This is a genomic window from Halomonas sp. Y3 (genome assembly GCF_024137965.1).
GTDB classification, from domain to species: domain Bacteria; phylum Pseudomonadota; class Gammaproteobacteria; order Pseudomonadales; family Halomonadaceae; genus Halomonas; species Halomonas mongoliensis.
This window is the reverse complement of record NZ_CP099975.1, coordinates 3577964-3598911: the sequence shown is the minus strand read 5'-3', so window position 1 is coordinate 3598911 and position 20948 is coordinate 3577964. Positions and strand designations below refer to the sequence as shown.

Here is a 20948-nt window from a genome sequence, read left to right as displayed (position 1 = left end):
GTACAATGGATCCTCCACTTCATCACCCGGAAGCCGACATGCGCATACAGGCCACCATCGAAGAGAAGCTTCAGGCCCTCGAGCCCGCCTATCTGGCGGTGGAGAACGAGAGCCATCGGCACGCCGTGCCGCCCAACTCCGAGACCCATTTCAAGGTGACGCTGGTCTCCACGCGCTTTGAGGGGCTGATGCCCGTCAAGCGCCACCAGCAGATCTACGCCGTGCTGGCCGATGAGCTCTCAGGGCCGGTCCACGCCCTGGCGCTGCATCTCTACACCCCGAGCGAGTGGGAAGCGAGCGGTCAGCGCCGCCCCGACTCCCCGGACTGTCAGGGCGCCAACAAGTCGTGACCACCGGGCCTCAGCGGCTGCAGTATCTGGAGGCCATGGGCCTGACCGCTTGGGTGGCGCGCTATGCGCTGCCCAATGCGCGCCCGACCCCGGCCTGCGACTGGGAGCTGCCCGAAGCGCCCGCCGCGGAAGCGCCGGGCGAGCGGCTGCATGCGCTGCTGGAGGAGGCCCGTGAGGCTCCGGCCCCGGCGCCCGCCGAGGCGGAGCCGCCCCGGGCCGCACGCCAGGCGCGGCCCGGCATGGCCCGCGCCCTGCTGGGCGAGGCGCCGGTGGACAAGACCGCGGTGGCGCCCGAGCCTGCCGCACCAGAAGCCCAGGCGTCCGGTGAGGCGCTGCGCTTCGCCTTCCAGGTGGCCTGCCTGGAGGGGCGCTGGCTGCTGGTCCTGGCCGGCGAGCGGGCCCCCGAGCCCGTGGAGCTCAAGCTGCTGGCCAACCTGCTGCGCGCCGCGGGCATCGCGGCGCCGCTGCCGGTGTTTCAGCCCTTTCGCTGGCCGCTCCAGGAGGGGCTGGCGGTCCATGAGCCCCGAGAGGAGGCCCGGGAGGGCCTCAGAGCCTTTATCGACGGCACGCGACGGCGCGGCTGGTCGCCCGAGCGCCTGCTGCTGTTCGGCAGCGAGCCGGCGCTGGACGAGGTGCTCGGCCTGGAAGGCGAGCGCTGCCTGCTGCTGGAGCTCCCCGCCTGGCGGGGGCCGGCGCTGGGCGAGCTGGCAGAGAGCGCCGCGGCCAAGCGCGAGCTGCTGCCTCGGCTGCTGGACCTTGGGGAGGCGTGGCGCGAGGCGGCGGAGGAGGCGCCGGATGAAGGCTAGTCCGAGCGGGAAGAGGCCGATGCTGGTGCGCCTGACCGAGGCCGACCTGCCCGCCCTGGTGGCGCTGGAGGAGGCCCAGGGCTGGCCCATGGGCGGCTCCGAGTCTTCGCTTGGGGCGGCCCTGGCGGACCCTGCCGCGGCGGTCTTCGGCCTGATGGAGCGCAATGCGCCGGTGGAGCAGGGTGGGCTGGTGGGCTATGCGGTGGCGGCCCGGCTCCCCTTCGAGGCGGAGCTGCAGGCGCTTTTGGTGAGCGAGGTCCGGCGCGGCCAGGGGCTTGCCCTGAAGCTGCTGGCGGCGGTGGTTGATCAGGCCCGGGGCTGGGGCAGCGAGCGGCTGCTGCTGGAGGTGCGGGCGGGAAATGCGGCCGCCATCGCCCTCTATCGCCGTGGGGGCTTTCAGGAGGACGGCCGGCGTCGCGGTTACTATCCGCCGCTGCCGGGCACCGGCCAATCGCCGGAAACGACGCCGCCCCGACAGGGCGGGGCGGCGGCTGGCGCGCGAGAAGATGCGCTGCTGATGTCGCTGGCGCTGGCGGCGGGCGCCGCCGGCGACTGAGCCGGCTCAGGCCGTTTCGGTGGACTCGATCTCGTCGAGCTTGCCGAGCACGGCGGTCAGGCGGCGCTCCCACTCTTCGCGCTCCTGCTTCAGGCGGGCGTTTTCCTCACGCAGTTCCTCGGCTTCCATCTTCAGCAGTTCCAGGGCCTCCACGGCACTGGTGACCTTCTGTTCGAGCCGGTTGAAGAGTTCGATGCTCATATACTTCTCCTGATGTCCTTCTGGAAGGGGCCTGCTGGAAAGCTCCCCGAGGCCGAGCCTGTATTTGGTGGATGACTGGGCAGCAGCGTAACGCCGCGCTTCGGCCTCAGCAAGCATCGTCTTGCTGCGACGCTCAAGGTTGTTGAGCTGCCGCCCGCCGGTAGAGCCGCCCGTGGCTGTCGCCGGCGCGCACCTCCCGATGGAGCTGCCAGTTGGCCGGCACCTCGGGGGCGAGCTCCGCCTCGGTCTCCAGGTAGATCCAGGCGTTCTCATCCAGCCAGCCCGCCTCCAGGGCCGCACAGCAGGGCGCGGCGAGCCCCATGCGGAAGGGGGGGTCGAGAAACACCAGGGAGCAGGGCGCGGCGGGGCCGGCGAGGAAGCTGGCGGCATCGGCGCCGACCACTCGAGCCTGGGTGTCGGCGCCCAGGGTGGCCAGGTTCTCGCGAAGCTGTGCGGCCACCCGGGCATCGCGCTCCACGAAGGTGGCCTCCCGGGCGCCCCGGGAGAGCGCCTCCAGGCCCAGCGCCCCGGTGCCGGCAAAGAGGTCCAGCACCCGGGCGCCGGGCAGGGCGGCGGTCAGCCAGTTGAAGAGGGTCTCCCGCACCCGGTCCGGGGTGGGGCGCAGGCCGGGGCTGTCGAGCACCGGCAGCAGGCGGCGGCGGTAGTCGCCGCCGATGATCCGCAGGCGGCCGGCGTCCCGGCGGCCGTGGCTCTGGCGGCCGGCGCTCTTGCTGCCGGGCCGGCCGTCGCCGGCGGGCCTGCCGGAGCGGCGGGGGCGTGGTGGGCGTCGTGTCATGGCGGGGATTGTACCCGGCGGCTTATCCACAGTCATGGTGGGCGGTGGTAGGATGTGGCGATTCGTTTATTCGCAAGGCTGATTCTGTCCATGTTCGGTTTTTTCAAGCGCAAGAAGAAGCAGCAGGAACAAGAGGCGACCCGCCAGGAGCAGGAGCGTCAGGAGGAGGCTGTTGAATCCGCCGAGGGGGAGGAGACCGCTGAGCCGGAGGGGCGCTCCGAGCCGCCGGCGCCCGAGGCGGCCCGCGATACGGCCCCGGCACCCGAGCCAGAACCTGAGCCGCAGCCCGAGCTCGAACCCGAGCCCGAGCCGAAACCCGAGCCGCAGCCCGAGCCGAAACCCGAGCCTGAGCCCGAGCCCGAGCCCGAGCCTGAGCCCGAGCCCGAGCCTGAACCCGAACCCGAGCCTGAGCCCGAGCCGGAGCCGCAGCCCGAGCCTGAGCCTGAACCCGAACCCGAGCCTGAACCCGAGCCGGAGCCTGAACCCGAGCCCGAACCCGAGCCCGAGCCTGAACCCGAGCCGGAACCCGAGCCCGAGCCGGCGCCTGTTCCCGCTCCCGCTCCCGCCGCGCTGCAGGAGAAGCCCCAGGCCGGGGAGAAGAAGGGCTGGTTCGCGCGCATCAAGGCCGGCCTCGGCAAGACCCGCGCCAATCTGACCGACGGCCTGGCGGATCTCTTCCTCGGCAAGAAGCAGATCGACGACGACCTGATGGAGGACCTCGAGACCCAGCTGCTGCTGGCGGACGTGGGCATCGAGGCCACCACCGAGATCATCGACCGCCTGGCCGCTCGAGTCTCCCGCAAGGAGCTCCAGGACAGCGAGGCGCTCTACCGCGCCCTCCAGGAGGAGCTGGCCGACCTCCTCGAGCCGGTGAGCGCGCCCCTGACCCTGCCGCCCAAGGGGGAGGGCCCCTTCGTGATCCTGGTGGTGGGGGTCAACGGGGTGGGCAAGACCACTACCATCGGCAAGCTGACCCAGCGCTTCCAGCGCGAGGGGCGCAGCGTGATGCTGGCCGCCGGCGATACCTTCCGCGCCGCCGCGGTGGAGCAGCTCAAGGTATGGGGGGAGCGCAACCAGGTACCGGTGATCGCCCAGCACACCGGCGCCGACAGCGCCTCGGTGATCTTCGACGCCGTGGCCGCCGCCAAGGCGCGGGGCGTCGATGTGCTGATTGCCGATACCGCCGGTCGCCTGCACAACAAGGCCCACCTGATGGAGGAACTCAAGAAGGTCCATCGGGTGATGGGCAAGGTGGACGCCACCGCCCCCCACGAGGTGATGCTGGTACTCGACGCCGGCACCGGCCAGAACGCCCTCTCCCAGGCCAGCACCTTCAACGAGGCGGTGCCGATCACCGGGATTACCCTGACCAAGCTCGACGGTACCGCCAAGGGCGGCATCATCTTCGCCCTGGCCAAGCAGCTTGGCACGCCGATCCGTTTCATCGGGGTCGGTGAGACCCTGGACGACCTGCGCCCCTTCGCGGCTCACGACTTCGTCGACGCCCTCTTCGACCGTGACGGGAACGACGCCGAGAAATGATCGTCTTCGAGCACGTGGGCAAGCGCTACGGCGGGCGCTTCGAGGCGCTCGCCAACCTTGATTTTCGCGTGCGCCGCGGCGAGATGGTCTTCCTGACCGGCCACTCCGGTGCCGGCAAGAGCTCCCTGCTGCGGCTGATCATGCGCCTGGAGCGCCCCAGCCGGGGGCGTATCCTGGTGGCGGGGCACGATATCGGCCGGCTCCACCCCAGCCAGGTGCCCTTCTACCGGCGCCAGATCGGCGTGGTCTTCCAGGACCACCAGCTGCTCCACGACCGCTCGATCTTCCATAACGTGGCGCTGCCCCTGGAGATCCAGGGCGTTGAGCCCCGGGAGGCGGCGCGCCGGGTGCGGGCGGCGCTGGACAAGGTGGGGCTGCTCTATCGGGAGAAGGCGTTGCCCATCGAGCTCTCCGGCGGCGAGCAGCAGCGGGTGGGCATCGCCCGGGCGGTGGTCAACAAGCCGGCTCTGCTGCTGGCCGACGAGCCCACCGGCAACCTCGACCCCCAGCTCTCCGCCGACATCATGGGGCTCTTCGAGGACTTCAACCGCATCGGCACCACGGTGATGATCGCCAGCCACGACCTGGCGCTGATCGCCCGGCTGCGCCACCGCATCCTGCGCCTGCGCGACGGGCGCCTGGTGGCCGATCAGGAGGCCGCATGAGTCGCCGTCCCGAGGCGCCGCCCCGCGGGGCCCGCACCCACCGTACCCGCTCCTCCAGCCGCTTTCGCGGCTGGCTGCGCCACCATCGGGCCATGGCCCTGGACAGCAGCTGGCGCCTGCTGCGCGCCCCCTTCGACAGCCTGGTCACCATGCTGGCCATCGCCATCGCCCTGGTGCTGCCGGCGGCGCTCTGGCTGACCCTGGACAGTGCCCGGCTGCTCGACAGCGAGCTGACCGAGAGCGCGACCCTGACCGTCTACCTGGAGCATCGGGTGGACGAGGCCCAGGCCGCGCGCATCGAGGAGGCGCTGGCTGCCCGGGAGGGGGTGGCGCGCACCCGGCTGATCACCGCCGCCGAGGGCATGGCGGAGTTCCAGCACTCCCTGGGGCTGGCCGATGCTCTGGGGCGACTGGAGGAGAATCCGCTGCCGGCAAGCGTGGTGGTGAGCCCCGCGGACCCGGCGCCTGCGGCGGTGCGTGCCCTGGCCGCCGAGCTCGAGTCGGTGACGGGGGTCGATGAGGTGCGCCTGGACCTGGCCTGGATCGAGCGGCTGCGCCACCTGGCTGAGCTGGGGCGGCGGGTCGCCCTGGCGCTGGGGGTGCTGTTCGGTGGCGGGGTGCTGCTGGTGGTGGGCAATACCATTCGCCTGGCGGTGGAGAACCGCCGGCGGGAGATCGAGGTGGTGACCCTGATCGGGGCCACCCACGCCTTCGTGCGCCGCCCCTTCCTCTACAGCGGGGCCTGGTACGGGCTGGGCGGCGGCCTCATGGCCTGGGGGCTGCTGACGCTTGGCAGCGAGTGGCTGGCCGCGCCGGTCGCGGCCCTGGCGGCCAGCTACGGGGCGAGCTTCAGCCTGCCCCAGCTTGGGGCGGTCGGTTCCGTGACCCTGGTAGGCTGTAGTATACTGCTTGGCTGGTTGGGCGCCTGGATCGCCGTCAGCCGCCACCTCGCCCAGGTCAAGCCGCGTTAGCGGCACGAGGCGAGAGCAGGGCCTGCGAGCAGACCGCCGTCCGCATGGGATTCACGGGCTATCCCGTGATTTCATGGAACTTTTTCCGGTTTCTGGCATCATAGGCAAGCGTATGCCAATGGATTCCTGGGCTAACGAGGAGACATCCTGCACATGAGCACCAGTCTTCTTCCGGTGGGCCAACTCTCCCCGGGGCACGACCTCAACGGGTACCTTCAGGCGGTGGGCAGCATCCCGATGCTGACCGCCGAGGAGGAGAGCGAGCTGGCCTATCGCCTGCACGACGAGGGCGACCTGGAGGCGGCTCGCCGCCTGGTCCTGTCGCACCTGCGTTTCGTCGTGCATATCGCTCGCAGCTACTCCGGCTACGGCCTGCCCCAGGCGGACCTGATCCAGGAGGGCAATATCGGCCTGATGAAGGCGGTCAAGCGCTTCGACCCCAACCAGGGGGTGCGCCTGGTCTCCTTCGCCGTGCACTGGATCAAGGCCGAGATCCACGAGTTCGTGCTGCGCAACTGGCGCATCGTCAAGGTCGCCACCACCAAGGCCCAGCGCAAGCTCTTCTTCAACCTGCGCAGCGCCAAGAAGCGCCTCGCCTGGCTGAACAGCGACGAGGTCGACGCCATCGCCAAGGATCTCGACGTCAAGCCCGAGGTGGTGCGCGAGATGGAAGGCCGCCTCTCCGCCCATGACGCCGGCTTCGACGCGGCGCCGAACGAGGACGAGGAGAGCAGCTGGCAGGCGCCGGTGCACTTCCTCGATGACGCCTCCGCCGACCCGGCCACCCAGCTCGAGGAGAGTGACTGGGAAGATGATGCCACCCGCCGCCTGCAGCTGGCCATGGCGGCCCTGGACGAGCGCTCCCGAGACATTCTCCAGCGCCGCTGGCTGGCCGAGGAGAAGGCGACCCTGCATGAGCTGGCCGACGTCTACGGCGTCTCCGCCGAGCGCATCCGCCAGCTCGAGAAGAACGCCATGAAGAAGATCCGCCAGCAGATCGGTGACGCCCTGGTGGCGTAAGGCCTCCATCGCCGATAAATCGGGCTCCTACGGCGTTCTGTCGCCCCCCACGGCGTTCTGCCGACCTCCTGTAGGAGCGCAGATTCTGCGCGATGGAGGCCGCAGGCCTCCCGCGGTGCCAGCCACCGTGGGTGGCGCCGCCAAATCGCCGATAAATCGGGCTCCCACGGCCTTCTGCCGACCTTCCCTCACGGCGTTCTGTCGCCCCCCACGGCGTTCTGTCGCCCTGCTGTAGGAGCGCAGATTCTGCGCGATCTGGAAGCGAAGAGCCCCGTCGGATGAGAGTCCGGCGGGGCTCTGGCGTTTATCGCCGATAGATCGGGCGCCTGCGACGTTTCTGCAATCCGGTTCCGGCTACGCCGTCTGCGGCGCCTCCCTGAGCAGCTGCGTCGAGAGCAGCGCCCACTGGTCCTCCCAGTGCTCGGTGGGGCGGCGCTGGAAGTCGCTTCTCACGTACTGGCTGATGCGCCCCTCGGCGGCGGCCAGCAGCAGGTTGGCGGCGGCGGGGGCGGGCAGGCTGGGGCGGCGCCCCTCGCGGAGCTCGGCCTCGCGCAGGATCTGCTTGAGCTGGGTCTCGAGCCGTTCGAAGAGCTGGTGGATGCGCACCCGCAGCCGCGCCGTTTCGCCGGTGAGAACGCCGCCGTCGAGCAGCCGGGAGAGCCCCGGGTTCTTCTCGGCGAAGGCGAGCAGCAGGGTGAGCAGCGCCCCGCAGCGGGGCAGCGCCTCGGGGCTCTCCTCCAGGATGCGGGTGATCCGCGCGAAGAGCGTCTCCTCGATGAACTCGATGAGCCCCTCGAACATGCGCGCCTTGCTGGGAAAGTGGCGGTAGAGGGCGGCCTCGGAGACGCCGACCTGCTTCGCCAGGGCGGCGATGGTGATGCGCTTGCCGCTGTCCTCCTCCAGCATCAGGGCCAGCGCCTGCAGGATCTGCTCGCGACGGCTGGGGGGTGGGGTTGCCTGCGTCATAGTGTTCTTTTCTTTTCTAATGGTCGACCCATGCTAGTCGGGTGCCCGCCGCGACGCAAAGGCCGCAGCGGGAGGCGTCAGCCCTGCTGGCTGGCGTCGGTGATCAGGGTGCCCACCCCGGCGTTGGTGAAGATCTCCAGCAGGGTGGCGTGGGGGACCCGGCCGTCGATGATATGGGCGCTCTTCACGCCGCCCTTCACCGCCTCCAGGGCGCAGCGGATCTTGGGCAGCATGCCGCCGTGGATGGTGCCGTCGGCGATGAGCTCGTCCACCTGGGCGGTGGTCAGCCCGGTCAGCACCTCGCCCTCGGCGTTCATCAGGCCGGCCACGTTGGTCAGCAGCATCAGCTTCTCGGCACAGAGGGCCTCGGCCACCTTGCCGGCCACCAGGTCGGCGTTGATGTTGTAGCTGTGGCCCTCGGCATCCACGCCGATGGGGGCGATCACCGGAATGAAGTCGCGCTCGGCGAGCATCTCGATCAGGTCGGTGGAGATATGCTCCACCTCGCCCACGTGGCCGATGTCGATGATCTCGGGAACGGTCATCTCCGGGGTCTGGTGCTCCACCTTGAGCTGGCGGGCGCGGATCTGGCTGCCGTCCTTGCCGGTGAGGCCGATCGCCTTGCCGCCGCACTGGTTGATCAGGTTGACGATGCCCTTGTTGACCAGGCCGCCCAGCACCATCTCCACCACGTCCATGGTCTCGGCGTCGGTCACCCGCATGCCGTTGACGAAGCGCGACTCGATGTTGAGCTTCTTGAGCAGGTCGCCGATCTGCGGGCCGCCGCCGTGCACCACCACCGGGTTGATGCCTACCTCCTTCATCAGCACGATGTTGCGCGCGAAGGAGTCGATCAGGGTGTCCTCGGTCATGGCGTTGCCGCCGTACTTCACCACCACGGTCTTGCCGGTGAAGCGCTGGATATAGGGCAGCGCCTCGGAGAGTACCTCTACCACCAGGCGGGGGTCGCGGGTCTGTTCGGTCATGTCCATCCTTCCTTGTGTTCTGTCCAGCTAGTGTGGGGCTACAGCGCCAGATCCAGCTCCGGCGCTACCTTGGCCAGGGCGGCGGCGAACTGCGCCTTGATGCGTTCGAGTGCCGCCTCGCTCTTGCCCTCGAAGCGCAGCACCAGCACCGGCGTGGTGTTGGAGGCGCGGCACAGGCCCCAGCCGTCCGGGTAGTCGACGCGGATGCCGTCCAGGGTGGTCTTCACCCCCTCCTCGCCGAAGTCGCCCTCCCGGGCCAGGCGGGCCACCAGGTCGAACTTGGTCTCGTCGGTGACGGTGACGTTGATCTCCGGGGTGCCGAGGTCCTGGGGGTAGCGGTCGAAGAAGGCGTCGGCGTCCTCCTCCTGGCGGGAAAGGATCTCCAGCAGGCGGGCGGCACCGTAGAGGCCGTCGTCGAAGCCGTACCAGCGCTCCTTGAAGAAGATATGCCCGCTCATCTCGCCGGCCAACTGCGCGCCGGTCTCCTTCATGCGCGCCTTGATCAGGGAGTGGCCGGTGCGCCACATCTCCGGCTCGCCGCCGGCCTCATCGATCACCCGAGCCAGGTTGCCGGTGCACTTGACGTCGAAGATCACCTTGGCGCCCGGGTTGCGCTCGAGCATGTCCTCGGCGAAGGCCATCATCAGGTGGTCGGGGTAGATCATCCGGCCGGCGGGGGTGATCACCCCCAGGCGGTCGCCGTCGCCGTCGAAGGCCAGGCCGATATCGGCGCCGCTCTCCTGCACCACCCGGATCAGGTCCTGGAGGTTCTCCGGCTTGCCCGGGTCCGGGTGGTGGTTGGGGAAGGTGCCGTCGATCTCGGCGAAGAGCGGGAGCGTCTCGACGCCGAGCTTCTCGATCAGCTGCGGGCCCAGCTCGCCGGCCACGCCGTTGCCGCAGTCCACCACCGCCTTGAGGGGACGGGCCAGGCGCACGTCGGCCAGTATCCGCGCCAGGTAGGCGCTGCGCACGTCCACCTCGCGCACGCTGCCGGCGCCCTCGGCCAGGTCGCCCGTGGTGATGCGGGTGTGCAGGGCGGTGATCGCCTCGCCGGAGAGGGTCTCGCCGCCGAGCACGATCTTGAAGCCGTTGTAGTCCGGCGGGTTGTGGCTGCCGGTCACCATGACGCCGGAGGCGGTGCCGTCCAGGGCGTGGGTGGCGAAGTAGAGCACCGGCGTGGGCACCATGCCGACGTCGATGACGTCGCGGCCGGCGGCGGTCAGGCCGCGCACCAGGGCATCCTTGAGGCGGGGGCCCGAGAGGCGGCCGTCCCGGGCCACCACCACGGTAGACTCGCCTCGGGCGGCGGCCTCGCTGCCGATGGCGCGGCCGATCGCCTCGACGCTCGCTTCGGTGAGGGTGTCGTCGACGATGCCGCGGATATCGTAGGCGCGGAAGATGGAGGCGGGAACGGTCTGGCGTTCGGCTGTCATGGGGTGTCCTTTCCTTGTCCTTGTAGCGTCAGAGGCGTCAGTGGCGGCCGGAGCTGCCGAAGCCGCCGGCGCCGCGGAGGCTGGTGTCGAAGTCGTCGACCACCTCGAGCTCGGCCTGCATCACCGGGACCAGCACGTACTGGGCGAGGCGTTCGAAGGGCTCGAGGGTGAAGTCGCGCTGGCCGCGGTTCCACACCGAGATCATCAGCTCGCCCTGGTAGTCGGAGTCGATCAGGCCGACCAGGTTGCCGAGCACGATGCCGTGCTTGTGGCCCAGCCCCGAGCGGGGCAGGATCATGCCGGCGAGGCCGGGGTCGGCGATATGGATGGCGAGCCCGGTGCGCACCAGCTCGCACTGGCCGGGGGCCAGGGTGAGGGGGGCGTCGAGCAGGGCGCGCAGGTCCATGCCGGCGGAGCCGTCGGTGGCGTAGCGGGGCAGGTGGTCGCGCAGGCGCTCGTCGAGGAGCTTCACGGCCAGGCGCGGCTTGGTGTCGGGTCGGGGCATCGGTCTTCCTGCTGGGTATGCCTGAGAGAGGGGCTGGATGAGTCGGGGCTGACGCAGGCCGGCCCGCGGGGCCGCCTGCGTCGCTCTGGGCCTTCAGCGGCTCGGCGGCCGGGCCAGGCAGGCCAGCGCCCGGCGGATCACGGCGCCGGCCATCTCGCGCTTGGGCTGGGGGTCGAGGCTCTCCTGATCGACCCCGCCGTCGCCGCTGCGCCACAGCAGCAGGGCGGCGTTGTGGTCGCTGCCGAAGCCGAGCCCCTCCCGGGAGACGTCGTTGGCGACGATCATGTCGAGCCCCTTGCGAGCCAGCTTGTCCCTGGCGTAGGTGGCGAGGTCTCGGGTCTCGGCGGCAAAGCCCACCACCAGGGGGCGGTGCTCCGTCGGCAGGGCGGCCACGGCGGCGATGATGTCGGGGTTCTTCACCAGGCGCAGCACGAGCTCCTCCTCGCCCTCCACCTTCTTGATCTTGTGCTCGGCGGCGCTCTCGGCGCGGTAATCGGCCACGGCGGCGCAGCCGATAAAGAGGTCGCTTTCGGGCGCCAGGCGCTGGGCCGCCTCGTGCATCTCCACGGCCGTCTCCACCTCGAGGCGCTCGACCCCCGCCGGGCAGGGCAGGCTGACCGGGCCGCTGATCAGGGTGACCCGGGCGCCCAGTTCGGCGGCGGCCTCGGCCAGGGCGTAGCCCATCTTGCCGGAGCTGTGGTTGGAGAGGTAGCGCACCGGGTCCAGGGGCTCCCGGGTCGGGCCGGCGGTAATGGTCACGGCCAGGCCCGCGGCTTCGGGCGCCTGGAAGAGCGCCAGCAGGGCCTCGAGGATCGCCTCGGGCTCCAGCATGCGGCCCGGGCCCACGTCGCCGCAGGCCTGGTCGCCGCTCGCAGGCCCCAAAAGGCGCCAGCCATCCTCGGCGAGGCGGGCCGCGTTGCGCTGCGTCGCCGGGTGGGACCACATGGCCTGGTTCATGGCCGGCGCCATCACCTTCCTCGACTGGCTGGCCAGGCAGAGGGTGGTGAGCAGGTCGTCGGCCATGCCGGCGGCCAGCCGCGCCATCAGGTCGGCGGTGGCCGGGGCGATCAGGATGGTATCGGCCCAGCGGGCGAGCTCGATATGCCCCATGCCGGCCTCGGCCTCGGGGTCGAGCAGGGAGGTGCGTACCGGCTCGCCGGTCAGCGCCTGCAGGGTGAGCGGGGTAATAAAGGCCTGAGCACCCTCGGTCATCACCACGCGCACCTCGCAGCCGGCCTGCTTGAGCAGGCGGGCGAGCATGGCGCTCTTGTAGGCGGCGATGCCGGCGCTGATGCCGAGCAGCACCTTGTGGCCGGGGCGTGACGAGGCGGGAAGCGATGACATGGGCGTTGTCCGGAGCGCGATTGTCAGCCGCCTACCTTACCACTGGCGTCCAGCCTTGCGTAGCGCAGGCACCCTGCGAGCCGCCAGCGGCTACACTGGTCAACAGACGGGTGGCGGAGCAGGGAGCCGAAGATGTCGATCAGGGACTGGCCGGAGGGGGAGCGCCCCCGGGAGAAGCTGCTGGCGCTGGGGCCGGAGGTGCTGTCGGATGCGGAGCTGCTGGCGATCTTCCTGCGGGTGGGGGTTCAGGGGCGCTCGGCGGTGGATCTCGCCCGGGACCTGCTGCTGGAGTTCGGCGGGCTGCGCCAGCTGCTGGAGGCCGACCGCGAGCGCTTCTGCGCCGCCCGGGGCATGGGCAGCGCCAAGTACGTTCAGCTCCAGGCGACTCTGGAGCTCTCCCGGCGCCACCTGGCGAGCCAGCTGGCCCGGGGCGAGGCGCTCACCTCGCCGACCCTGGTGCGCCGCTACCTGGCCGCCCAGCTGCGCCACCTGGGCCACGAGGAGTTCGCCGCCCTCTTCCTCGACAGCCAGCATCGGGTGATCCGCTACGAGTCGCTGTTTCGGGGCACCCTGGACAGCGCCTCGGTCTACCCCCGGGAGGTGGCCCGCCGTGCCCTGGAGCTGGGGGCCGGGGCGATCATCTTCGCCCATAACCACCCCTCCGGGGTGGCCGAGCCCTCGGACGCCGACCGGCGCATCACCGATCGGCTGCGCGAGGCGCTGGGGCTCTTCGAGATCCGGGTGCTGGATCACTTCGTGGTGGGGGATGGCGAGGTGGTCTCCTTCGCCGAGCGGGGGTGGCTGTAAGCCCGGAGCTATCGAAGATGGCAGCCCGGCTCAAGGCTTCTCCGGCGACAGGCCCTCGAGGGGGCGCTACGAGTACTTCCTTGTAGGCTACCTCGGCCGTCCCTGGTCCTCGGACCCCCTCTCGGACCTATCCCCGGCGCCTTTCGCTTTCCCCCTCGGAGCAGCTGCGATAGCCCCGGATTTCAGTCGGGGACTATGGTGCTTTATTGGGCGCTTTGGTAGAATGCGTGCCCGGCTGCGCTCGGCTCCTGGGTTTGACGTCGATCTGACTCCCGGGAATCAGGGTCGCAAGCATGCTCTCCGCCACCGGCTGACGCTGTGCGCCAAGCCCCATGCGCCACGCCCCTGTTGCGGCGCCATACTACGCCCCCTGTTGGGTCCTGCTGGATCTCCGCTTCACGCTTGCCCGGCGAGGCGGTCTCTGGTATAAAGTGCAGCCTTTGAATTCCCTTGGGTCAAATTTCACGGGATCTCCCGGTTTGCCCGACAGGTTTTGAACACTCAGGGTTCGATCGCTGCGGCCATCGAACACCTGGCCAGCGGTTGGAGGCTCCAATGTCAAAAGTATGTCAGGTTACCGGCAAGCGCCCGGTGACTGGTAACAACGTTTCACACTCCCAGCGCAAGACCCGCCGTCGGTTCCTGCCGAACCTGCACACCCATCGTTTCTGGGTCGAGTCCGAGAATCGCTTCGTCAAGCTGCGCGTCTCCTCCAAGGGCATGCGCATCATCGACAAGAAGGGCATCGAAGCGGTGCTCAGCGACCTCCGCAAGCGCGGCGACGCCGTCTAAGCGATATCCATTCAGGGAGCAGCAGTCATGCGTGACAAGATCAAGCTGGTGTCCAGTGCCGGTACCGGCCACTTCTACACCACCGACAAGAACAAGCGGAACACCCCGGACAAGCTCGAGTTCAAGAAGTTTGACCCGGTCGTCCGCAAGCACGTGATGTACAAGGAAGCCAAGATCAAGTAAGTCTTGGTCGTCTTCCGCAGGTGTTCTACCTGTCCTTCTGAACCCGGCTGCCTGGTCAGCCGGGTTCAGGCGTTTGTAGACCGCCTCCGCCAGAGCCCTTCGCAACAGCCCCGCCCAACGAGCGCCGCCATGCCCGAGCTGCCCGAAGTCGAGACGACCCGCCGCGGTATTGCCCCCCACCTGGAGGGGCGCGAGATCAGTGAAGTGATCGTGCGCCAGCCGCGCCTGCGCGTGCCGGTGCCGGGAGACCTGGTGGAGCGCCTGGTGGGCGCGCGTATCGGCGAGCTCGCCCGCCGCGCCAAGTACCTGCTGGTGCCGCTCGCCGGCGGCGACTCAGCTGGTGGTCATCTGGCCGGCGGCACCCTGCTCTGGCACCTGGGCATGTCCGGCAGCCTGCGTATCGCCCGCCTCGGCGAGCTGCCGAAGAAGCACGACCACATCGACCTGGTGCTCGAGGGTGGCGCCATCCTGCGCTACCACGACCCGCGCCGCTTCGGCTTTGTCGACTGGCTGGCCGGCAGCCCCGAGCAGGACCCGCGCCTGGCGCGCCTTGGCCCGGAGCCCCTGTCGGACGCCTTCGACGGCGAGCGCCTGTTCGCGCTCTCCCGCGGTCGCCGGGTGGCGGTAAAGCCCTTCCTGATGGATAACGCCGTGGTGGTGGGGGTGGGCAACATCTACGCCAGCGAGGCGCTCTTCATGGCCGGCATCGACCCGCGCCGCGCCGCCGGGCGCATCAGCCGCGAGCGCTATGACCGCCTGGCCGCCGCCGCCCGGGAAGTGCTGGCCGCGGCCATCACCCAGGGCGGCACCACCCTGCGCGACTTCGTCAGCGGTACCGGCGAGCCGGGCTACTTCAAGCAGCGCCTCAACGTCTACGGCCGTCACGGCGAGCCCTGCCGGCAGTGCGGCGCCGAGCTGCGCCTCGTCACCCTCGGGCAGCGGGCCAGCGTCTACTGCCCCCACTGCCAGATCTGATTTGCGAGAGATTTCCATGACCCTGTCCTCCCTGCGCCTGAAGAAGCACGCCGACCGTCGCCTCAAGGCCGGCCACCTGTGGCTCTACTCCAACGAGATCGACACCGGCGCCACCCCGCTCAAGGGCCTCGAGCCTGGCCAGCAGGTGGTGGTGGAGGCCGCCAACGGCAAGGCGCTGGGGGTGGCCTACGTCAACCCCAACTCGCTGATCTGCGCGCGGCTGGTCTCCCGGGAGCCCAAGCAGGGGCTCGACCGCTCGCTGCTGGTGCACCGGCTCAACCAGGCCCTGGCCCTGCGCCAGCGCCTCTTCGCCGCCCCCTACTACCGCCTGGTGCACGGCGAGGGCGACCTGCTGCCGGGCCTGGTGATCGACCGCTTCGCCGACACCCTGGTGGTGCAGCTCAATACCGCCGGCATGCAGGCGGTGCTGCCCGAGCTGCTCGACGCCCTGGACAAGGTGCTCTCGCCGACCACGGTGGTGCTGCGCAACGACACCAGCGGCCGCCGCCAGGAGGGCCTCGAGCGCTACGTCGAGGTGGTCAAGGGCGAGGTGGCAGACCCGGTGCTGCTGGAGGAGAACGGCGTGCGCTTCGCCGCCCCGGTGCTCGACGGCCAGAAGACCGGCTGGTTCTACGACCACCGCATCAACCGCGCCTGGCTCAACCAGCACGTGGCCGGCAAGCGGGTGCTGGACCTGTTCAGCTACGTGGGCGGCTGGGGCGTGCAGGCCGCCGCCCACGGCGCCAGCGAGGTGCTCTGCGTGGATTCCTCCGCGGCGGCCCTCGAGCGGGTGGCCGAGAACGCCGCACTGAACGGCCTTCACGAGCGGGTGGCGGTGGGCGAGGGCGATGCCTTCGAGGCGCTGGCGGCGCTCAAGGCCGACGGCGAAGAGTTCGACGTGGTGATCCTCGACCCGCCCGCCTTCATCAAGAAGCGCAAGGACATCCCCAACGGCGAGCGGGCCTACGGCAAGCTCAACCGCGAGGCGATGCGCCTGCTGGGCCGCGACGGCCTGCTGCTGTCGGCGTCGTGCTCCATGCACCTGGCGCCGGAGCGGCTGGTGGACGCGGTGCGCGGCGCGGTGCGCCACCAGGATCGCCACGGTCAGATCCTCTTCCAGGGCCACCAGGGACCGGATCACCCGGTGCATCCGGCGATTCCGGAGACCAGCTATCTCAAGGCCCTGGGCGTGCGGGTCTTCCGGGACTGATCATGGTCGGCGACTCGGTGCGCGTCTTCGCCCACTCCAACGCGCTGCTGGTCAGCCATGTGCGCAACCTGCTGGAGGCCGCGGGCATTCCGGGCGAGCTGCGCAACATGACCCTGGGCGGCGGCGCCGGCGAGCTGCCCCTGGGGGAGTGCGAGCCCGAGGTGTGGGTGAAACCCCACAACCGCGAGCGGGCCGAGGCGCTGATTCGCGATGCCCTGTCCGGGGAGAGCGAAGCGCCGGCCTGGCGCTGTCCCGGCTGCGGCGAGTCGCTGGAGGGCGTCTTCGACACCTGCTGGAGCTGCGGGGCGCACCGCCCCTGAGCGCCGAGCCCCTGATGCGAAAGGAGCCTGCCATGGCGTGGGACCTGCCCGACCCCTTCGTGATCGAGCTCGTCGTCGAGCCCTCGGCCATCGACGAGTACGACCATGCCAACAACGCCGAGTACCTGCGCTGGATCGAGCGGGTGAGCTGGGCCCACTCCGACGCCCTGGGGCTGACCCTCGAGCGCTACCGGGAGCTGGATCGCGGCATGGCGGTGCATCGCCACGAGCTGGACTACCTGGCCCCGGCCTTCGAAGGGGACCGCCTGGCCCTGGCCACCTGGATCATCGCCGACGACAGCCGCCTGACCCTGACCCGCCGCTTCCAGCTGGTCCGCCCCGCCGATGGCCGCACCCTGCTCAAGGCCCGCACCCGCTTCGCCTGCATCGAGCTCTCCAGCGGTCGCCCGCGGCGCCTGCCCGAGGAGTACCGGCGAATCTACGGCGAGGCCGCCGTGGTGGAGTGAGCGTGCCGACAGGGCGAGTCGGGCTGTGGTGTAATGGAGGGCCAGGACACGCCAGGCAAAGGAGCCACCATGCAGATCGCCGTTCCCCGTGAGATCAAGACCCACGAGTACCGCGTCGCCTTGACCCCCGCCGGGGCGCGGGAGCTGGTTGGTCGTGGCCATTCGGTCACGGTGCAGGCCGGGGCCGGCGAGGGGGCAGGCTTCGACGATGCCGCCTATGAGGCGGCCGGTGCCCGGGTCGTGGCCGATGCAGCGGCGGTGTGGGAGAGTGCCGAGCTGATCCTCAAGGTCAAGGAGCCCCAGCCCGAGGAGCTTGTGCGCCTGGGCTCCGGCCAGACGCTCTTCACCTACCTGCACCTGGCCGCCGACGAGGCCCTGACCCGGGGGTTGATGGCAAGCGGTGCCACCGCTATTGCCTACGAGACCGTCACCGACCGCCAGGGCGGCCTGCCGCTGCTGGCGCCCATGAGCACCGTGGCCGGGCGCATGGCGATCCAGGCCGGCGCTCACGGCCTGGAGAAGGCCCAGGGCGGTTCCGGCGTGCTGCTGCCCGGGGTGCCCGGGGTGCCGCCGGCCCGGGTCGCGGTGATCGGCGGCGGCGTGGTAGGGGAGAACGCCGCGCGCATGGCGCTGGGCCTGGGCGCCGAGGTGACGGTGCTCGACAAGTCGATACCGCGCCTGGAGGTCCTGGATGACCGCTATCAGGGGCGCATGCGGACGCTCTTCGCCACCGCCGATGCCATCGAGGCGACGGTGCGCGAGTCCGACCTGGTGATCGGCGCGGTGCTGGTGCCCGGGGCCGCCGCTCCCCGGCTGGTGACCCGGGCGATGCTGGCGGAGATGAGGCCCGGCAGCGTGCTGCTCGATGTGGCCATCGACCAGGGGGGCTGTTTCGAGACCAGCCGTCCCACCACCCACGCCGACCCTACCTATGTGGTCGACGGCATCGTCCACTATGGTGTGGCCAACATGCCCGGCGCCGTGGCCCGCACCTCCACCCAGGCGCTCACCAACGCCACCCTGCCGTTCGTGATCGCCCTGGCCGACAAGGGCTGGCGGCAGGCCCTGGCCGACGACCCCCACTTCCTGGCCGGCCTCAACGTGCATGCAGGCCAGGTCGCCTATCGGGCGGTGGCCGAGGCCTTCGGCCTCGAGGCGGCCGAGCCCCAGGCGCTGCTCCGGTCGCCTTGATGGGGAGCGCGCGTTACCATAGCCGCCATTTACGAACAGCAGAGTCCGTTTTCCTCATGAGTGCAGCTTCCGAGAAGACCCGCGTTCTCACCGGCATCACCACCACCGGTACTCCCCACCTGGGCAATTACGTCGGCGCCATCAAGCCCGCCATCGAGGCGAGCCAGGACCCGACCGTGCAGTCCTACTACTTCCTCGCCGACCTACATGCGCTGATCAAGTGCCAGGAGCCCGGGCGCGTCCAGGAGTCGCGCCTGGAGATCGCCGCCACCTGGCTGGCGCTGGGGCTGGATACCGACAACGCCATCTTCTACCAGCAGTCCGATATCCCCGAGATCCCGGAGCTGACCTGGATGCTCTCCTGCGTCTGCGCCAAGGGGCTGATGAACCGCGCCCACGCCTACAAGGCGGCGGTAGCGGAGAACGAGGCCGCCGGCAACCAGGACCCCGACAAGGGCATCACCATGGGCCTGTTCGGCTACCCGGTGCTGATGGCCGCCGATATCCTGATGTTCAACGCCAACCGGGTGCCGGTGGGCCGCGACCAGATCCAGCATATCGAGATGGCCCGGGATATCGCCGGGCGCTTCAACCATCTCTACAAGGGCGACTACTTCACCCAGCCCGAGGCGGTGGTCGACGATAACGTGGCGGTGCTCAACGGCCTGGACGGCCGCAAGATGTCCAAGAGCTACAACAACACCATCCCGCTCTTCGCCCCCGAGAAGAAGCTCCTGAAGCTGGTGCGCAAGATCAAGACCAACTCCCTGGAGCCCGGCGAGCCCAAGGACCCCGAGACCTGCACCCTCTTCCAGATCTACTCCGCCTTCGCCACGGCGGAGGAGACCGCCGCCATGCGCACCGAGTACGAGAACGGCATCGGCTGGGGCGAGGCCAAGAATCGTCTCTTCGAGACCCTCAACGAGCAGCTGCGCGAGCCCCGGGAGCGCTACCAGGCGCTGCTGGAGGACCCAGGCCATATCGAGGCGGTGCTGAAGAAGGGCGCCGAACGCGCCCGGGAAGAGGCGGCGCCGACCATGGATCGCCTGCGCCAGGCGGTAGGGCTGGGCCGCTTCGTCTAGCAGTCTGTCGGACTTTCCGTCGCACCGTGAGATACTGACCACCGTCATCGCCGAGCTGAGAAGATCGCCATGAGCCGCTTCATCCCTGTGGACCGCCAGACCGATTACCTGCTGCCGCCTTCGGTAGACGAGTGGTTGCCCGATGGTCACCTGGCGCGGTTCGTTGTCGATGTTGTCGAACAACTGGACCTCTCGACGTTGACCCGGCGTTACATGGGGCGGGGTTCCAAGGCACATCACCCGGCGGTGCTGCTGAGCCTGCTGATCTACGGCTACGCCACCGGGGTGGTCTCCAGCCGCAAGATCGAGCGTGCCACCTATGACTCGGTGGCGTTCCGCTACCTGGCCGCCAATACCCATCCCGACCATGACACGCTGGCCACCTTTCGCCGCCGCTTTCTGCCGGAACTGGAACAGTTGTTCGTACAGGTGCTGCTGCTGGCCCGCGAGATGAAGCTGCTCAAGCTTGGCACCATCGCCCTGGACGGCACCAAGCTCAAGGCCAACGCCAGCAAGCACAAGGCGTTGTCGTATGGCCATGCCAAGAAGCTGGAGGCACAGTTCAGGGCAGAGGTGAAAGCGCTGACCGAGCGGGCCGAGTCGGCGGACAAGGAGGACGCGGCCGACGGCATGGACATCCCCGCCGAGATTGCCCGCCGTGAAGCCCGCCTGGCGGCCATCGCCGAGGCGAAGGCCAAGATCGAGGCGCGCGCCGAGGAGCGGGACGCCACCGAGCAAGCCGCCTATCAGGAAAAGGTGGCGCGGCGGGAGGCGCAGCGCAAGGCCGGCAAGAAGCCCCGTGGGCGTGACCCCGAACCGCCCACTGGTGGCCCGCGTGACAAGGATCAGATCAATTTCACCGACCCGCAGTCGCGCATCATGCCGGTCACCGGCAAGGGGTTTGATCAGTGCTACAACGCCCAAGCCGCGGTTGATACCGACAGCCTGTTGGTGACCCATGTCCACGTCACCCAGGCGACCAATGACAAGCAGCAAGTCATGCCGCTACTGACGGCCTGGCAAGGTTACCCGGAAACGCTGGAAAAACCTGACCACCTGCTGGCCGATACCGGCTACTTCAGTGGCGCCAATGTCCAGGCCTGCCATGCCCATGGCATCGAACCGCTGTTGGCGATGCAGCGCGACGTCCACCACCTCCCGGTCTTCGAGCGCTTCGCCGCTGATCCTCCTGCCCCGGCGAGCGAGGATCCCGTCGAGCAAATGGCACACCGCTTGAAGACGCAGGCGGGCCGAGCGCTCTACGCATTGCGCAAACATACCGTGGAACCCGTCTTCGGGATCATCAAGCACGTGATGGGGTTCCGGCAGTTCTCGCTGCGCGGCCTGGAGAACGTCAGTGGTGAGTGGCGATTGGCCACCATGGCGTGGAATATCAAGCGGATGCACCGGTTGACGGCGGGCTGAGGGCCGAGGGCTCGCCGCGCCCAACCGGCCAGCAGGCAAGGCGTCAGAACCGCCTTGCAGAAGCTGAGGGGCAGGTTAAGAGCCACACACCAACACCAACACAGGGGGTTGGTGAAGAACCCACGCCTCAGCTCATCCATTAACCTCAAGTCCGACAGACTGCTAGGGCGATGCCCGCGGCGAGACCGGAAGGGGCCTTTCGGCCCCTTCTTCGTGTCGAGGCGATGGCGGGTGGATCAGGTTTCTTTTATATTCTATAAAGTTATTAATATTTTCTTTTAAATTTCTTTATGTTCTTTGCTTAGATGATTAGCATGCTCGCTCTATGGGGCCCCAGAGCCCCCTGACCGACTTC

General features: G+C 69.3%; 24 protein-coding genes. 17 read left to right on the top strand and 7 right to left on the bottom strand.

Annotation, left to right across the window (positions count from 1 at the left end):
- The first annotated feature begins 38 nt into the window (after positions 1-38).
- Genes NHL60_RS17045 through NHL60_RS17035 form a run of 3 tightly spaced genes read left to right on the top strand, consistent with a single transcriptional unit; the run spans position 39 to position 1712 of the window.
- On the top strand, positions 39-350 hold the full coding sequence (locus tag NHL60_RS17045) for a BolA family transcriptional regulator (RefSeq protein WP_253446205.1): 312 nt from the start codon (positions 39-41) through the stop codon (positions 348-350).
- Positions 347-1156, top strand: coding sequence for a hypothetical protein (locus NHL60_RS17040; RefSeq protein WP_253446201.1), 810 nt, complete (start codon positions 347-349; stop codon positions 1154-1156). Before NHL60_RS17045 ends, NHL60_RS17040 begins: the two co-directional genes overlap by 4 nt.
- Entirely contained in the window at positions 1146-1712 is a 567-nt protein-coding gene (locus NHL60_RS17035) for a GNAT family N-acetyltransferase (RefSeq protein WP_253446198.1), read from the top strand. Before NHL60_RS17040 ends, NHL60_RS17035 begins: the two co-directional genes overlap by 11 nt.
- A gap of 6 nt (positions 1713-1718) precedes the next feature.
- On the opposite strand, the gene NHL60_RS17030 is transcribed toward NHL60_RS17035, so the two are convergent.
- Together NHL60_RS17030 and rsmD are read right to left on the bottom strand one after the other, a co-directional pair.
- Entirely contained in the window at positions 1719-1913 is a 195-nt protein-coding gene (locus NHL60_RS17030) for a cell division protein ZapB (protein WP_253446195.1), read from the bottom strand.
- Between the two features lie 133 nt (positions 1914-2046).
- Positions 2047-2709: a 16S rRNA (guanine(966)-N(2))-methyltransferase RsmD gene (rsmD, locus tag NHL60_RS17025; protein WP_253446192.1), complete on the bottom strand. Its 663-nt coding sequence runs from the start codon at positions 2707-2709 to the stop codon at positions 2047-2049.
- Positions 2710-2799: 90 nt separating this feature from the next.
- On the opposite strand from rsmD, the gene ftsY reads away from it, so the two are divergent.
- The 4 genes from ftsY (at position 2800) to rpoH (ending at position 6907) form a co-directional block, all read left to right on the top strand.
- Positions 2800-4251, top strand: coding sequence for a signal recognition particle-docking protein FtsY (gene ftsY, locus NHL60_RS17020; protein ID WP_253446189.1), 1452 nt, complete (start codon positions 2800-2802; stop codon positions 4249-4251).
- Positions 4248-4916 carry a cell division ATP-binding protein FtsE gene (gene ftsE / locus NHL60_RS17015; RefSeq protein ID WP_253446186.1) on the top strand — a complete coding sequence of 223 codons (669 nt, stop codon included), beginning with the start codon at positions 4248-4250 and terminating at the stop codon, positions 4914-4916. The genes ftsY and ftsE overlap by 4 nt, the downstream gene beginning before the upstream one ends.
- Positions 4913-5887, top strand: coding sequence for a permease-like cell division protein FtsX (gene ftsX, locus NHL60_RS17010; RefSeq protein ID WP_253446185.1), 975 nt, complete (start codon positions 4913-4915; stop codon positions 5885-5887). The genes ftsE and ftsX overlap by 4 nt, the downstream gene beginning before the upstream one ends.
- 153 nt (positions 5888-6040) lie before the next feature.
- The gene (gene rpoH, locus NHL60_RS17005; protein WP_253446183.1) at positions 6041-6907 is read left to right on the top strand and encodes an RNA polymerase sigma factor RpoH; all 867 of its coding nucleotides are present in this window, start codon (positions 6041-6043) and stop codon (positions 6905-6907) included.
- Positions 6908-7261: 354 nt separating this feature from the next.
- Here rpoH and slmA read toward each other — a convergent pair whose 3' ends face one another.
- The 5 genes from slmA to coaBC form a co-directional block, all read right to left on the bottom strand.
- Entirely contained in the window at positions 7262-7873 is a 612-nt protein-coding gene (gene slmA, locus NHL60_RS17000; RefSeq protein WP_253446181.1) for a nucleoid occlusion factor SlmA, read from the bottom strand.
- 77 nt (positions 7874-7950) lie between these two features.
- Complete coding sequence (argB, locus tag NHL60_RS16995) at positions 7951-8859, bottom strand: acetylglutamate kinase (RefSeq protein WP_253446178.1); 909 nt, start codon at positions 8857-8859, stop codon at positions 7951-7953.
- A gap of 38 nt (positions 8860-8897) precedes the next feature.
- Positions 8898-10292 (bottom strand): phosphomannomutase/phosphoglucomutase, encoded by a 1395-nt coding sequence (locus NHL60_RS16990; RefSeq protein WP_253446175.1) that lies wholly within the window; start codon positions 10290-10292, stop codon positions 8898-8900.
- Positions 10293-10329: 37 nt separating this feature from the next.
- Positions 10330-10797 carry a dUTP diphosphatase gene (dut, locus tag NHL60_RS16985; RefSeq protein WP_253446172.1) on the bottom strand — a complete coding sequence of 156 codons (468 nt, stop codon included), beginning with the start codon at positions 10795-10797 and terminating at the stop codon, positions 10330-10332.
- A 93-nt stretch (positions 10798-10890) separates the two neighbouring features.
- A complete protein-coding gene (coaBC, locus tag NHL60_RS16980) occupies positions 10891-12141 on the bottom strand; it encodes a bifunctional phosphopantothenoylcysteine decarboxylase/phosphopantothenate--cysteine ligase CoaBC (RefSeq protein ID WP_253446169.1) in 1251 nt (416 codons plus the stop codon).
- Between the two features lie 132 nt (positions 12142-12273).
- Between coaBC and radC the strand changes: the two genes are divergently transcribed.
- From radC to NHL60_RS16930, 10 genes are all read left to right on the top strand, one after another.
- The gene (radC, locus tag NHL60_RS16975; protein WP_253446166.1) at positions 12274-12948 is read left to right on the top strand and encodes a DNA repair protein RadC; all 675 of its coding nucleotides are present in this window, start codon (positions 12274-12276) and stop codon (positions 12946-12948) included.
- Between the two features lie 555 nt (positions 12949-13503).
- Positions 13504-13740 (top strand): 50S ribosomal protein L28, encoded by a 237-nt coding sequence (gene rpmB, locus NHL60_RS16970; protein WP_253446163.1) that lies wholly within the window; start codon positions 13504-13506, stop codon positions 13738-13740.
- Positions 13741-13767: 27 nt separating this feature from the next.
- Positions 13768-13923 (top strand): 50S ribosomal protein L33, encoded by a 156-nt coding sequence (gene rpmG / locus NHL60_RS16965; RefSeq protein WP_086509014.1) that lies wholly within the window; start codon positions 13768-13770, stop codon positions 13921-13923.
- A 129-nt stretch (positions 13924-14052) separates the two neighbouring features.
- The gene (gene mutM / locus NHL60_RS16960) at positions 14053-14898 is read left to right on the top strand and encodes a bifunctional DNA-formamidopyrimidine glycosylase/DNA-(apurinic or apyrimidinic site) lyase (protein WP_253446160.1); all 846 of its coding nucleotides are present in this window, start codon (positions 14053-14055) and stop codon (positions 14896-14898) included.
- 16 nt (positions 14899-14914) lie between these two features.
- Positions 14915-16108 carry a class I SAM-dependent rRNA methyltransferase gene (locus NHL60_RS16955; RefSeq protein ID WP_253446157.1) on the top strand — a complete coding sequence of 398 codons (1194 nt, stop codon included), beginning with the start codon at positions 14915-14917 and terminating at the stop codon, positions 16106-16108.
- A 2-nt stretch (positions 16109-16110) separates the two neighbouring features.
- Positions 16111-16428, top strand: coding sequence for a DUF2007 domain-containing protein (locus tag NHL60_RS16950; protein ID WP_253446154.1), 318 nt, complete (start codon positions 16111-16113; stop codon positions 16426-16428).
- A 32-nt stretch (positions 16429-16460) separates the two neighbouring features.
- Positions 16461-16895, top strand: a complete 435-nt coding sequence (locus NHL60_RS16945) for a thioesterase family protein (protein WP_253446152.1) — start codon at positions 16461-16463, stop codon at positions 16893-16895.
- Between the two features lie 69 nt (positions 16896-16964).
- Positions 16965-18086: an alanine dehydrogenase gene (ald, locus tag NHL60_RS16940; protein ID WP_253446149.1), complete on the top strand. Its 1122-nt coding sequence runs from the start codon at positions 16965-16967 to the stop codon at positions 18084-18086.
- 56 nt (positions 18087-18142) lie between these two features.
- Positions 18143-19168, top strand: coding sequence for a tryptophan--tRNA ligase (locus tag NHL60_RS16935; RefSeq protein ID WP_253446146.1), 1026 nt, complete (start codon positions 18143-18145; stop codon positions 19166-19168).
- 69 nt (positions 19169-19237) lie between these two features.
- Positions 19238-20593, top strand: coding sequence for an IS1182 family transposase (locus NHL60_RS16930; RefSeq protein ID WP_253443240.1), 1356 nt, complete (start codon positions 19238-19240; stop codon positions 20591-20593).
- The last annotated feature ends 355 nt before the right edge of the window (positions 20594-20948 follow it).